The organism is Treponema sp. OMZ 838, from assembly GCF_000775995.1.
Lineage (GTDB): Bacteria > Spirochaetota > Spirochaetia > Treponematales > Treponemataceae > Treponema.
On the sequence record NZ_CP009227.1, the window covers coordinates 2062657 to 2077028 of the forward strand.

A 14372-nucleotide genomic window follows, 5' to 3' on the forward strand; every position below is an offset into this window, starting at 1 on the left:
CCGATTACAAATTAACGGGGTCTCACGGTAAAATTATTATCCGTCCGGCTCTATACTATCTATACTGTATAATAGTAGATGTATTCTAGCCCTTTTGCGTATCACTGTCTATGCTCAGAATGGTAATGTCCCGCGTAAAGGACTAAAACATGCGTGACTTATGTACCCGTTATCCTGTAAAAATAAAAATAAATTTATTTATTTATTTTCTTGACAACGCGGTAGAGGCATTGTAGGATTAAATAATACTGGAATGAGTATGAGCATTATAGGCCAATATATCAATTATACAAGCAGTTATTATTTATACTTAGATAAGTGCTTGTATTGTTGGTTTGGTGCTGTTTTCGACTCTATTTTCAGGTTTATGTAATTTAAGGAGGCACTGTAGAATGAAAATTATTTTTTACGGCGTGCGCGATGTCGAAGTTCCTATCTTTGAAGCGGTAAATAAGAAATTCGGGTACGAAATGACCTTAATCCCCGAATATCTGACCGATGAGGCGACCGCAAAGAAGGCGGCAGGGCATGACGTAGTCGTATTGCGCGGAAACTGCTTTGCGACAAAAGAGCGGCTGGATATTTATAAAGAACTCGGCGTTAAATATGTATTAACCCGAACGGTCGGGGTTAATCACATCGATATCCCGTATGCAAAAGAATTAGGATTTAAAATGGCATACGTGCCGTTTTATTCTCCGAATGCGATTGCGGAATTGGCGCTGACGTTAGCGATGACGCTGTTGCGCAATGTTACGTATACCGGCAACAAGACAAAAGATAAGAACTTTATTGTCGATAAGCAGATGTTCTCACGCGAAGTACGGAATTGTACGGTCGGTGTACTCGGTCTGGGGCGAATCGGTATGACAGCAGCTAAACTGTTTAAAGGTTTAGGCGCGAATGTTATCGGATTTGATATTTTCCCGAAAACCGGTGTGGAAGACATCGTAACACAGATGCCGATGGATGAAGTGCTTGCAAAATCCGATATTATCACGCTCCATGCTCCGTATATCAAAGAAAACGGTAAGATTATCACCAAAGAAGCAATTGCAAAGATGAAGGATAATGTCATCCTCATCAATACCGGGCGCGGTGAATTGGTCGATACCGATGCGTTGGTAGAAGGACTTGAAAGCGGAAAGATCTACGGCGCGGGTATCGATACCTTGGATAATGAGGTAGAAATCTTCTTTAAGGATTTTAAAGGAAAGACCTTGCCTGTTCCTGCATTTGAGAAGCTGATCAATATGTACCCGAAAGTCATTATTACGCCGCATGTCGGTTCTTATACTGATGAAGCCGCTCTTAATATGATCGAAACAACCTTCGATAATGTAAAAGAATATCTTGACACCGGAGATTGCAAAAATAAAATTCAGTAATTGACTGCTAGTGGTGTGCAACAGTAAATGCATCTTATGAGGAGGTAATGAAAGATGTTTACATTTACGTTTGATATGTATCTAACGTTGGGGCTTGCTATTATACTGTACCTGTTGGGAAGCGGTATTAAAGCAAAAGTTGGGCTTTTTCAGAAGTACTACATTCCTGCGCCGGTTATCGGAGGAACACTGTTCTCAATTGTAATGTTAGTAGGCCATAATATGGGGCTGTTTACATTTACATTTGACGGAAATTTGAAGAATTTCTTCATGGTTGTGTTCTTTACCAGTGTCGGTTTCTTGGCAAGTGTTTCTGCATTGAAAAAGGGTGGTATTGCAACACTTCTGTTTTTGGCCGCAGCAGCGGTACTCTGTGTTGTACAAGACGGTGTCGGTATTGCCTTGGCAAAGGTGTTCGGGCTTAACCCCGGTATCGGTTTGGCAGCAGGTTCTATCCCGTTGACCGGCGGACACGGTACGTCAGGTGCCTTCGGTCCTTATTTGGAAGAACGGGGAGTTTCAGGTGCTACGGTTGTTGCAATTGCTTCGGCAACCTACGGCTTGGTAGCGGGCTGTTTGCTCGGAGGTCCGATTGCAAAGCGTTTAAAGGATAAGCACAACCTCGTGTGCAAAGAAGTTAACGCAAAAGATGCTCAACAGCAAGCTGAAAATGAAGAGACCCTTGCTCAAAAAGCTACCATGACTGAGAAATCCTTCTTTAAAGCAGCCTGTATGATCGGTATTTCAATGGGTGTCGGCGGCCTTATCACTCCGCTTATTAAAAAAGCAGGACTGTCTTTACCGGCATACCTCATCCCGATGCTCATTGCCGCTATTATGCGTAACGTTGTCGATAAGACTGAAAGCAAAACACCTATCGATGAAATCGGTATTATCGGAAGCGTATGTCTTTCCTTCTTCTTGGCCATCGCATTAATGTCGATGAAGCTGTGGGAATTGGCAGACTTGGCGATTCCTCTTATCGTAATCCTGTTGGTACAGACCGTCGTTATGGGATTGTTTGCCTATTTTGTAACCTTTAATATTATGGGACGGGACTACGATGCTGCGGTTATGGCGACCGGTCACTGCGGCTTCGGTATGGGCGCTACCCCGAACGCTATCGCAAACATGGAAGCGTTCACCTCGGTAAACGGTTTCTCGACAAAGGCTTTCTTAGCTGTTCCGCTCGTAGGTTCACTGTTTATCGACTTTGTTAATGCGTTTATCATTCAGACCTTTACCAGTATCTTTGTCGGGTAACGTTGAAAAGAACATATCTATTGTGAGGTATCTTCTAAAGATATAACCAAGTTTTTAGAGATACCCTAGAACAGTCAAAAAGTGCTTTGCTGTCTCGACAGTAAAGCACTTTTTGTATTATGATAGGGCTATTATCCAGGATGCTTTTTCAAGCTATTTATTCCTTATAGGAGGTATGAATGATTACAACAGAGTACATAAGCTTTGTTACAAGCTTGTTGTCATCTCTGCTTGGGCTTGGCATTGTGTTTTTATCTCTAATCTTCTTAGCGATTTACGTTATGATCGTTTCGAAAGTTATTTCAGGCTTAGAGAAAAAATTACCTGCCAAACCTCAAGCAGCCCCTGCGGCAGCGGCATCTACAGCCGTCAATGCGAAGCCTGCAGCGGGTACCGAAGCGGTAAAGGTTGCGGTTATTGCGGCCGCAATCAGCGAAGAAAGGCGCGAGCCTTTAAATTCATTCGTAATTACGAATATTAAGAAACTATAAATCACATAAAGGAGTGTTTAGTATGAACTATGTAGTCACTGTGAATGGTGAAAAATATGAAGTTGAAGTCGAGAGAGTCGGCGGCGGCTCTTCCTCTTTGTCCAGACGCCCCCCTGAGCGGGTATCCCACACTGTTCAAGCTGTCCCCGCAGCTCAGCCTGCAGTTGCTCCGCCGCCTGCTGCCCCGGCACCTGCAGCTTCGGGTTCTGCCGGTTCCGTAGTCAGCCCGATGCCCGGTACCGTTCTTGATGTAAAAGTGAAAGAGGGCGATGCTGTTTCCGTCGGTCAAGTGGTCGTTATTTTGGAAGCCATGAAGATGGAAACCGAAATCGTATCCGAAGTTGCCGGTTCCGTAGCTGCTGTCAGGGTAAAGAAAGGAGATGCCGTCGATACTGATACCGTACTGGTAGAGGTTAAATAAGGGGCACCGCATGGAATTCATTAAGGTTATAGGGACGATGATGCAACAATCAGGCTTTGCTGCGTTGACATGGCAGCAGCTTGTGATGTTTGTCATCTCGTTCGTTTTAATTTATTTAGCAATCGTCAAACAGTTTGAACCGTTGCTGCTGTTGCCGATTGCTTTCGGTATGTTTTTGACGAATTTACCGTTAGCGGATTTGATGAAGGAAGCGGATCCTTGGTATACGTCCGGTGTACTGCGGATTATCTATAGCGGTATCAAAAGTAACCTCTTCCCGTGCTTAATATTCATGGGAATAGGCGCAATGACTGATTTCGGACCGCTTATCGCCAACCCCATCAGCTTGCTGCTCGGAGCGGCAGCGCAGTTTGGTATCTATATTACCTTTATGGCTGCCAGCGCCTTACCGATTTTTACGGCGAAGCAGGCTGCCGCTATCGCTATCATCGGCGGAGCTGACGGTCCTACCTCTATTTATATTGCAAACAACTTGGCGCCTGAACTGCTTGCACCGATTGCCGTTGCAGCGTATTCGTACATGGCGCTGATTCCGTTGATTCAGCCGCCGATTATGAAGCTGTTAACCACCAAAAAAGAGCGGGCGGTTAAGATGAAGCAGTTGCGGAAGGTGAGTAAGACCGAAAAGATCGTATTCCCGATCGGAACCGTTCTATTTACTGCGCTGTTGCTGCCGTCGGTTGCTCCGTTGCTCGGTATGCTGATGTTGGGCAATATTTTTAGAGAGTCCGGTGTTGTACAGCGCTTGTCCGATACGGCACAAAACGCTTTGATTAACATCGTTACGATTATGCTCGGCGTTACGGTTGGTGCTACCGCTAACGGAGAGCTGTTCCTGCGGGTGCAAACGATTACCATTATCTTTATGGGCTTGTTTGCGTTCTGTATGTCGACCGTCGGCGGTGTTCTGCTCGGAAAGGTGTTGTATGTCGTTACCGGCGGGAAAATTAACCCGTTAATAGGGTCTGCGGGTGTTTCAGCAGTACCGATGGCTGCGCGCGTTTCGCAAACGGTCGGTTCTGCAGAAAATCCTACGAACTTCCTGTTAATGCACGCAATGGGACCTAATGTCGCGGGTGTTATCGGGTCGGCGGTTGCTGCCGGCTTCTTTATGCTGATTTTCGGCAAGTAATAATGCAGAGGGAATACCGATGTTATCGGCGTTCCCTCTTTGTATGATAGAATGTATCGCTGAAGAGTGATTTCTGCGATTGTCTATCTCATTAAAGTACATATAGTTGGAAGGAGATGTATTATGAGTAAGGTTATGTCATTGCATGATGCAATCAAAACGTACGTAAAATCGGGCGATGTTCTTTGTTTCGGCGGTTTTACGACAAACCGCAAGCCTTATGCGGCGGTAAACGAGATCTTGCGTCAAGGTTTAGGTGATTTTATCGGTTATTCCGGCCCTGCCGGCGGCGACTGGGATATGCTGATTGGTGAAGGAAGGGTAAAGGCCTTTATTAACTGCTATATTGCAAATTCCGGCTATACGAATGTAGCACGCCGCTTCCGCCACGAAATAGAAAAAAACAAAAAAATGCTGCTGGAAGACTATTCGCAGGATGTTTTAATGCTGATGCTCCATGCTTCATCTCTCGGTCTCCCGTATCTGCCGGTACGGCTGATGCAGGGTTCCGACTTGGTAAACAAGTGGGGAATTAGTAAGGAAGAACGTTCAAAAGATCCTCGTCTTCCTAACGATAAATTGATAGAGATGGACAATCCCTTTAACCCCGGCGAAAAAGTGGTTGCCGTACCGGTACCGCGCTTGGACACCGCAATTATCCACGTGCAGAAGGCTTCTATCGAAGGGACATGCTCTATTGAGGGCGATGAATTCCACGATGTCGATATCGCAATTGCCGCAAAAAAATGTATCGTAACCTGCGAAGAACTCGTAACCGAAGAAGAAATCAGAAGAGATCCCAGCAAGAACTCAATTCCCGAATTCTGCGTCGATGCAGTTGTTCACACTCCCTACGGTGCTCATCCCGCTCAGTGCTATAACTATTATGATTATGATGCGAACTTCTTCAAAATGTACGACAGCGTTACCAAGACCGAAGAAGATTTTAAAGCGTACCTGAATGAGTGGGTATACGGCGTAAAAGATCATAATGAGTATATCGATAAGTTAGGCGCGAGCAGATTGGCGAAGCTCCATGTTGTGCCGGGCTTCGGCTATGCGGCAAAGCTTGTGAAGGAGGATAAGTAAGATGGCGAAGAATTATAAGAATTATACCAATAAAGAGATGCAGGCGATTACAATCGCGAAGACCATTAAAGACGGTCAAATCGTTATTGTAGGGACGGGGCTTCCTTTAATCGGAGCTTCGTTGGCAAAACGGATTTTTGCTCCGAATTGCAAGCTGATTGTAGAAAGCGGTTTGATGGACTGCGCTCCGATCGAAGTACCGCGCAGCGTCGGCGATAACCGGCTGATGGCTCACTGCGGAGTGCAATGGCCGAATGTCCGCTTTATCGGGTTTGAGGCAAATGAATGGCTCAACGATAACGACCGTATGATCGCCTTTATCGGCGGTGCTCAGATTGACCCCTACGGAAACGTAAACTCAACCTGTATCGGCGATTATCATAATCCTATTACCCGGTTTACCGGTTCGGGCGGTGCAAACGGTATCGCAACATATTCCAACACTGTTATTATGATGCAGCATGAAAAACGTCGCTTTATCGACAAAATTGACTACATCACCAGCGCCGGATGGGGAGACGGCCCCGGCGGACGTGAAAGACTCGGTCTTCCGGGAAACAGAGGTCCGATCGCCGTTGTTACCGACCGCGGTATCCTCAAATTTGACGATAAGACCAAGCGGATGTACTTAGCGGGATATTATCCGACTTCTTCCCCCGAGGACGTACTGGAAAATACCGGTTTTGATATCGATGTTTCTAAGGCTGTTCTGCTTGATGCGCCGAGCGAAGATGTCATTAAGATGATCCGCGAGGAAATCGATCCCGGGCAGGCATTTATCAAGGTTCCTGTCGAAGAGTAAGTATCAGGGTAGGGTAAACACATCAGGCTATTTTTTAGTAGCCCCGCAGAATAAGGAGGCCGTTCAACCTTGCCTTTTGAAAATATGCATACCGTTTACGGCGTTGCTGCACAAAAATAAATGCTCAACGTACAACAAGTACGTCTCCGCTTTGTTTTTGTTTGCGCCTTGTATCCGGTGCCGCTATTTTCAAAAGGCTGACGGAAAGGCTAGTTTTAGACGCCATAGCCACAATTATTCTGCGATGTTAATCTACTCCGCTTGATGTGTTTACCCGTCTGTTAGAAAAAATGTGCGAAATTTTTGATAAAATTTCGCACGGAAAGAGAGCATTTTCCGTGAGCTTCGTGCTCGCGGAAAATGTCGTAACCGGAGGAATAGACATGGGTGATTATTCGATGCCAAACTATTTCCAGAATATGGAACAAGTTGGAAAAGCATTGGCACATATTGATGAAGAAAATGAGAAGCTGATTAAAGATGTTGAAGAAGAAATCGGCAGACTTGTAGATGAGATTCATGAAGCAGGAACACCGACGGAGGCTATCAACGAAAAAGGGCAAATGACCGCGCTGCAGCGGATTGCCGACCTGATTGACGAAGGTACGTGGTGTCCTTTAAACAGCCTCTATAATCCGCAGGACTTTGAAACTGCGACCGGTATCGTCAAAGGCTTGGGACGGATTAACGGAAAATGGGCGGTTATCGTTGCTTCCGATAATAAGAAGATTGTCGGTGCGTGGGTTCCCGGACAGGCGGAAAACTTACTGCGGGCTTCCGATACGGCAAAATGCCTCCGCATTCCGTTGGTCTATGTATTGAACTGTAGCGGTGTTAAACTTGACGAACAGGAAAAAGTCTATGCGAATCGGCGCGGCGGCGGTACTCCGTTCTACCGGAACGTAGAGCTGCAGCAGCTCGGTGTTCCCGTTATCGTCGGTATCTATGGAACAAACCCTGCGGGCGGCGGTTACCACAGTATCAGCCCGACCATCCTTATCGCGCATGAAAAAGCGAATATGGCAGTAGGCGGCGCCGGTATCGTCGGCGGTATGAACCCGAAAGGCTATATCGACCAAGAGGGCGCCGAGCAGATTATCGAGGCAAGTAAAAAATCCAAAGGTGTTGACGTACCGGGAACGGTGTCTATTCACTACAACGAAACGGGCTTTTTCCGCGAAGTGTACAGCGATGAAATCGGCGTATTGGACGGTATCAAAAAGTACATGGACTACCTGCCTGCCTACGATTTGGAATTTTTCCGCGTAGACGAACCGAGAGAACCTGCGCTTGACCCGAATGATCTTTATTCCATTTTGCCGATGAACCAGAAAAAGATATATAATATCTACGATATTATCGGACGCCTGGTAGATAACAGCGAATTCAGCGAGTACAAAAAAGGCTACGGCCCCGAAATGGTAACCGGTATTGCAAAAGTTGACGGCCTGTTAGTCGGTATTGTGGCGAACTTCCAGGGCTTGCTGCTGAAATATCCCGAATACAAAGAAGGCGCTGTCGGTATCGGCGGTAAGCTCTATCGGCAGGGGCTGATGAAGATGAATGAGTTCGTAACGCTCTGCGCTCGCGATAAGATTCCGATTGTCTGGCTGCAGGATACCACCGGTATCGACGTCGGAAACGATGCGGAAAAGGCGGAACTGCTCGGTTTGGGACAGTCGCTTATCTACTCCATTCAGAATTCCAATATTCCGCAGATGGAAGTTACGCTGCGTAAGGGAACTGCTGCGGCTCACTACGTATTGGGCGGGCCTCAGGGCAACGATACCAATGCGTTCTCGCTTGGTACCGCGGCAACTGAAATCAATGTAATGAACGGAGAAACCGCCGCAACCGCGATGTATTCACGCCGCTTGGTTAAGGATAAGGATGCGGGAAAAGATTTAACGCCGACCATTGAAAAGATGAATAAACTGATCAATGAGTATAAGGAAAAATCCATTCCGCAGTATTGCGCTAAGACCGGTATGGTTGACGAAATTGTCAATCTGTATGATATACGGGCGTATATGGTTGCCTTTGCGAACTCGGTTTATCAGAACCCAAAAGCAATGTGCGCATTCCATCAGATGCTGTTACCGCGCGCAATTAGAGAATATAATACCTTTGTAAAGAAATAATAGGCCAACGCTTAAAAACTCACGTGAGTTTTTAGGAATGACTTGATGGAATGAACAAAACAAAAAAACGGTACCGATTAGTTGCTGTAAGCAATGAGACCGGTATCGGTTCAGTTAAGAACCGTTCAAACAGATAGAAACTGTGCTGAACGGCTCTCATTTATGCGTTGTTAAATCCCGTAATTTTTATACGGAAATACAAGCATTATCAGGAGTTATCGGTTTATGGAAAGAATCGTTTTAAAATTAGGTATGTTTGAAACACTCATGGTTGCCGTTATTGCAATCTATGTGGGAGAATTCCTGCGTAATAAAATTCCGGTTCTTAAAAAATATTGTTTGCCCGCTGCCGTTGTGGGCGGTACCTTATTTGCGCTCCTTTCGTTATTGCTCTATTCGCTCAATATTTTTGAACTCAATTTTGATTATAAAATGGTCAATCAGCTGTTCTATTGTCTCTTCTTTGCTGCAAGCGGTGCTGCTGCAAGTTTGGCATTGTTGAAAAAAGGCGGTAAGCTGGTAATTATCTTTACCGTACTGGCAGCTTTGCTTGCAGCGTTGCAAAATGCCGCTGCCATTTCGGTAGGAAGCCTCTTTAACATCAGTCCGCTTATTTCGCTGATGACCGGCAGTATTCCGATGACCGGCGGTCACGGAAATGCCGCTTCGTTTGCTCCGATTGCCGTAGAAGCGGGTGCAACCGCAGCTATGGAAGTTGCGATTGCCGCTGCAACCTTCGGATTGATTTCAGGCTGTATCTTGGGCGGCCCGTTCGGTAACTTTATGGTAAAGCGCTTCCACCTCGAAAATCCCGAATTGGACGGCAAAGAAGAAGCGGCGGAATTAAAGGCTGAAGGTTCTGGCGGTACTGCCGGCGCTTTGGTAGATAAAGCCAATGTACTGCAAGCTGTGTTTCTCTTGTGTATCGCATGCGGTATCGGACAAGTTTTATTTTTAGCCTTGAAGTATTTCAAGATCAACTTCCCCATTCACGTATGCTGTATGTTCGGCGGAATCGCTATGCGCCTTTTGTTGGATTTAACTTCAAAAACTAATCCCGCAAAGCACAATGTATTATATGATGCATTCGATATCGTCGGTGAGTTTTCGCTCGCGTTATTTGTTTCGATGTCGATTGTTTCAATGAAACTCTGGCAACTCGCAGGCTTAGGTACCGCACTGGTTGTATTGCTGCTTGTACAGGTTGTGTTAATTCTTATTTTCTGTTACTTCCTTACGTTTAATCTTTTGGGAAGAAACTATGACGCGGCGGTTATGGCAGTCGGACATATCGGGTTCGGTTTAGGGGCAGTGCCTGTTTCGATGACGACAATGCAGACGGTATGCCGCAAATACCGCTACTCAAAGTTAGCTTTCTTTGTCGTGCCGGTTATCGGAGGATTTATCAGTAATATTACCAATGCAATTATCATTACAAAGTTCTTGGATTTGGCTAAGCACATGCTTGGACTGTAATGTGTAAGCGGCTTTTTGCCGTAAGTAACGGTAACCGCTGACGAGAAAGCGGTTGCCTGAAAATTGCCCGTGATCGGGAATTTTTGTATATTTTTATCGGCAAGGGAGTGGATATATCGTTATGAGTATATTTACTATGGGCGTAGACGTCGGTTCTACAGCTTCCAAGTGTGTTATTATCAAGGACGGGAAGGAAATCGTCGCAACGGCAGTTGTTCCGGTTGGAACGGGGACCAGCGGACCGGCACGGGTAATGAAGCAAGCGCTTGATCAGCTGGGGTTTACCTCGATGGAGCAGCTTGACGGAGCTATCGCAACCGGCTATGGGCGTAATTCGTTAAAGGAAGTACCGGCACAGATGTCTGAACTGTCCTGCCATGCAAAAGGCGCTTATTTCTTGTTCCCGCGTGTTCGTACTATTATCGATATCGGTGGGCAGGATTCTAAGGCGTTAAAGCTTAGCGATAACGGTATGCTTGAAAACTTTGTTATGAACGATAAGTGTGCTGCCGGTACGGGACGCTTCCTCGATGTTATCGCAAAGGTTCTGGAAATCAATTTGGAAGACCTTGAAAAGCTTGATGAACAGTCCACCAAAGAGTTGACAATCAGTTCAACCTGTACCGTTTTTGCCGAATCGGAGGTTATCTCTCAGTTGGCAAGCGGTGCGAAAATTCCCGATATCGTAAAAGGAATCCACACTGCAATAGCGAGCCGTGTCGGCAGTTTGGCCAAGCGGGTCGGTATTCAGGATGACGTCATAATGACCGGAGGAGTAGCCCTGAATAAGGGAATGGTACGGGCATTAGAAAAGAATATAGGATTTAAAATTCACACGAGTGAGTATTGCCAGTTAAATGGCGCAATTGGAGCCGCTCTGTTTGCACATCAAAAGTGTATGCAGGCGGGAAAATAAGTAAGGCGCTACGCCGGTTAATGCAAGGCCGGTGTAGACCTGAATGGCATCTTTTAAAGAACCTGCCGGTTTTTTGAAGATAACCTTGAGGACATAGGAGGAAACAAATGGCCCAAAAAATGGAAAAGTTACCCAACAAAACGCCGCGGCCGATTGAAGGTCATAAGCCCGCAGCAGCTATTTTACGCGATGTCGTAGATAAGGTCTATGCGAACGCGTGGGAAGCAAAGCGGCGCGGTGAATTAGTCGGATGGAGTTCTTCTAAATTTCCAATTGAATTAGCGAAAGCTTTTGATCTTAATGTTGTGTATCCCGAAAACCATGCAGCATCGACAGCTGCTAAGAAAGACGGATTACGCCTTTGCCAAGCTGCGGAAGATATGGGATACGATAACGATATTTGCGGTTATGCGCGCATCAGCCTTGCGTATGCCGCAGGAGAGCCCACCGATTCGCGCAGAATGCCGCAGCCTGACTTTTTGTTGTGCTGTAACAATATCTGCAATATGATGACCAAATGGTACGAAAATATTGCACGTATGCATAATATTCCGCTCATCATGGTCGACATCCCGTTCTCCAACACGGTGGATGTTCCCGAAGAAAAAGTGGATTATCTTATCGGACAGTTTGACCATGCCATCAAGCAGCTGGAACAATTGACCGGTAAAAAATTCGACGAAAAGAAATTTGAGGATGCCTGTGCGCGTGCAAACAGAACCGCCGCGGCATGGTTGAAATCCTGTTCGTTTATGTCATATAAGCCGTCTCCGTTAAGCGGGTTTGACCTGTTTAACCACATGGCAGACATTGTCGCCGCCCGCTGCGAAGAAGACGCCGCTGTCGGTTTTGAGCTTTTGGCTCAGGAGTTTGAACAGTCGGTTAAAGAAAACACCTCCACGTGGGAATATCCCGAAGAGCATCGTATCTTGTTTGAAGGTATTCCGTGCTGGCCGGCGCTCCGTCCCTTGTTTGATCCCTTAAAAGATAGCGGCGTTAACGTGACCGCTGTCGTATATGCTCCGGCATTCGGCTTCCGTTATGAGAATATCCGTGAAATGGCCGCCGCGTACTGCAAGGCGCCGTGTTCCGTCTGTATCGAAACCGGTGTTGAATGGCGCGAAACCATGGCAAAAGAAAACGGTATCAGCGGTGCCTTGGTCAACTACAACCGCAGCTGTAAACCGTGGAGCGGTGCGATGCCCGAAATCGAGCGGCGCTGGAAAGAAGACCTCGGTATTCCGGTTGTTCACTTTGACGGTGATCAGGCTGATGAACGTAACTTCTCTACGGAACAGTACAAAACACGTGTACAGGGCTTGGTAGAAATTATGGACGAACGCAAGCAGGAGAAACAGGCGAAAGGCGAGGACGTCTATACCAACTTTAAAAACACCAAAGAGACCGATTGGTCGAAGCCGACGCTGGAGTAGGGGAGGACAGTATGGAAACAATCAAAGAATTATTGGAACAATTTAAATATTTGGCGAATAATCCGCGGAAGCAGCTGGATAAATACCTTGCGGCAGGGAAAAAAGCCGTCGGTATTTTCCCGTACTATGCACCCGAAGAGATTGTCTATGCGGCAGGTATCGCACCGTTCGGCGTATGGGGCGGTCAAGGCCCCATCGAGCGGGCAAAGGAATACTTCCCGACATTCTATTACTCGCTGGCATTGCGCTGTTTGGAAATGGCCTTGGACGGTACCCTCGACGGGCTTTCCGCTTCAATGCTGACAACGCTGGATGACACGCTGCGTCCGCTCTCTCAGAACTACAAGGTAAGTGCCGGACGGAAAATTCCGATGATCTTTATCAATCACGGTCAGCACCGCAAAGAGGACTTCGGCAAGAAGTACAACGCGCGTATCTTCACCAAGGCGAAGGAAGAGCTGGAAAAAATCTGCGACGTTAAAGTAACCGATGAAAACTTAAAGAAAGCGTTCAAAGTGTATAACGAAAACAGGGCTGAAAAGCGCCGGTTTATCAAGCTCGCTGCGGCTCATCCGCAGAGCATAAAGGCTTCCGACCGCTGCTATGTGCTGAAAAGCTCATACTTTATGCTGAAAGACGAACACACAGAATTGCTCAAAAAGCTGAACGCCTTGCTCGAAGCCTTGCCGGAAGAAAAATGGGACGGCGTTCGGGTGGTTACCAGCGGTGTTATTACCGATAACCCCGGCTTGCTGGATATCTTAGATTTCTACAAGGTCTGTGTTGTTGCCGATGACGTTGCGCATGAATCCCGTGCGTTGAAGGTTGATATCGATCTTTCTATCGACGATCCGATGTTGGCGCTTGCCGATCAATTTGCCCGTATGGATGAGGATCCGCTGCTCTATGATCCTGATTTGACAAAGCGCCCTGCGTATGTGGTGAAACTGGCAAAGGACAACAAGGCTGACGGATGCCTCCTCTTTATGCTCAACTTTGATGATACGGAAGAGATGGAATATCCTTCGCTTAAGCAGGCATTCAGTGAAGCAAAAATCCCGTTGATTAAAGTCGGTTATGATCAGCAGATGTCGGACTTCGGGCAGGTAAAAACACAGCTTGAAACATTCAACGAGATTGTACAGCTCAATCGGATGTAAGGGGGTAGCAGTATGAGTGAAAATGTATGGGAAAATGATGATTTTATTTTTAAAGGCGCCGAATTAAAGGGCATGACACAGAAGGGAAAGGATAAGGTAAAAACACAAGGGCTTACCGATTTGACCATTCCGGCGACAGCTCCGGACGGGACTCCTATTACGCGGATCGGCGACAATGCATTTTACCGCAGGGGCTTAACCTCCGTTGTTATCCCTGACACGGTAGAAAGCATCGGCTATGATGCATTCGGCGTGTGTAAATTAACTTCGGTTAAACTGCCGAGCGCGTTGAAGGATATCGAAGGCTTTGCTTTTTACCGGAACGGTCTTAAAGAAGTGACCTTCGGCGGTAAGGAAACAAAGATTGAGCCGAGCGCCTTTGCATTAAATGCGTTGACGGAACTCAACTTGCCTGCAACCCTTGAGCTGGTTGATACTTCATCCTTCTACAAGAATGAGCTGACGGCGGTCAAGATTCCTGCATCGGTGAAGAAAATCAATATGTATGCTTTTTTGAAGAACAACATCAAAGAAGTGGAAATCCCCAAATCCGTGGAATTTGTGCATGCACACGCATTTGAACCGACTACCGAAGTAAAAAAATAAAAGCTCTTCTATGAAAATGAAAAAATAGAGGAA

General features: G+C 46.4%; 13 protein-coding genes. All 13 read left to right on the forward strand.

What is annotated here, in order from left to right; all coding sequences use genetic code 11:
• Positions 1–392: 392 nt before the first annotated feature.
• The 13 genes from QI63_RS09410 (at position 393) to QI63_RS09470 (ending at position 14339) form a co-directional block, all read left to right on the forward strand.
• Entirely contained in the window at positions 393–1388 is a 996-nt protein-coding gene (locus QI63_RS09410; RefSeq protein ID WP_044015819.1) for a 2-hydroxyacid dehydrogenase, read from the forward strand.
• Between the two features lie 54 nt (positions 1389–1442).
• The gene (gltS, locus tag QI63_RS09415) at positions 1443–2651 is read left to right on the forward strand and encodes a sodium/glutamate symporter (protein ID WP_044015821.1); all 1209 of its coding nucleotides are present in this window, start codon (positions 1443–1445) and stop codon (positions 2649–2651) included.
• A 179-nt stretch (positions 2652–2830) separates the two neighbouring features.
• Positions 2831–3142 (forward strand): OadG family transporter subunit, encoded by a 312-nt coding sequence (locus QI63_RS09420; RefSeq protein ID WP_044015823.1) that lies wholly within the window; start codon positions 2831–2833, stop codon positions 3140–3142.
• A 22-nt stretch (positions 3143–3164) separates the two neighbouring features.
• A complete protein-coding gene (locus tag QI63_RS09425) occupies positions 3165–3563 on the forward strand; it encodes a biotin/lipoyl-containing protein (protein ID WP_044015825.1) in 399 nt (132 codons plus the stop codon).
• A gap of 10 nt (positions 3564–3573) precedes the next feature.
• Positions 3574–4716, forward strand: a complete 1143-nt coding sequence (locus QI63_RS09430; protein WP_044015828.1) for a sodium ion-translocating decarboxylase subunit beta — start codon at positions 3574–3576, stop codon at positions 4714–4716.
• 123 nt (positions 4717–4839) lie between these two features.
• The gene (gene gctA, locus QI63_RS09435; RefSeq protein ID WP_044015830.1) at positions 4840–5805 is read left to right on the forward strand and encodes a glutaconate CoA-transferase subunit A; all 966 of its coding nucleotides are present in this window, start codon (positions 4840–4842) and stop codon (positions 5803–5805) included.
• A gap of 1 nt (position 5806) precedes the next feature.
• Positions 5807–6607, forward strand: coding sequence for a glutaconate CoA-transferase subunit B (gene gctB, locus QI63_RS09440; RefSeq protein WP_044015831.1), 801 nt, complete (start codon positions 5807–5809; stop codon positions 6605–6607).
• 290 nt (positions 6608–6897) lie between these two features.
• Complete coding sequence (locus tag QI63_RS09445) at positions 6898–8748, forward strand: acyl-CoA carboxylase subunit beta (RefSeq protein WP_235619682.1); 1851 nt, start codon at positions 6898–6900, stop codon at positions 8746–8748.
• Between the two features lie 225 nt (positions 8749–8973).
• The gene (locus QI63_RS09450; protein WP_044015833.1) at positions 8974–10224 is read left to right on the forward strand and encodes a sodium/glutamate symporter; all 1251 of its coding nucleotides are present in this window, start codon (positions 8974–8976) and stop codon (positions 10222–10224) included.
• Positions 10225–10345: 121 nt separating this feature from the next.
• Positions 10346–11140: an acyl-CoA dehydratase activase gene (locus tag QI63_RS09455; RefSeq protein ID WP_044015835.1), complete on the forward strand. Its 795-nt coding sequence runs from the start codon at positions 10346–10348 to the stop codon at positions 11138–11140.
• Positions 11141–11247: 107 nt separating this feature from the next.
• Entirely contained in the window at positions 11248–12573 is a 1326-nt protein-coding gene (locus QI63_RS09460) for a 2-hydroxyacyl-CoA dehydratase subunit D (RefSeq protein ID WP_044015837.1), read from the forward strand.
• Between the two features lie 11 nt (positions 12574–12584).
• Positions 12585–13733 carry a 2-hydroxyacyl-CoA dehydratase subunit D gene (locus tag QI63_RS09465; protein WP_044015838.1) on the forward strand — a complete coding sequence of 383 codons (1149 nt, stop codon included), beginning with the start codon at positions 12585–12587 and terminating at the stop codon, positions 13731–13733.
• Positions 13734–13745: 12 nt separating this feature from the next.
• Positions 13746–14339, forward strand: a complete 594-nt coding sequence (locus QI63_RS09470; protein WP_044015840.1) for a leucine-rich repeat domain-containing protein — start codon at positions 13746–13748, stop codon at positions 14337–14339.
• The last annotated feature ends 33 nt before the right edge of the window (positions 14340–14372 follow it).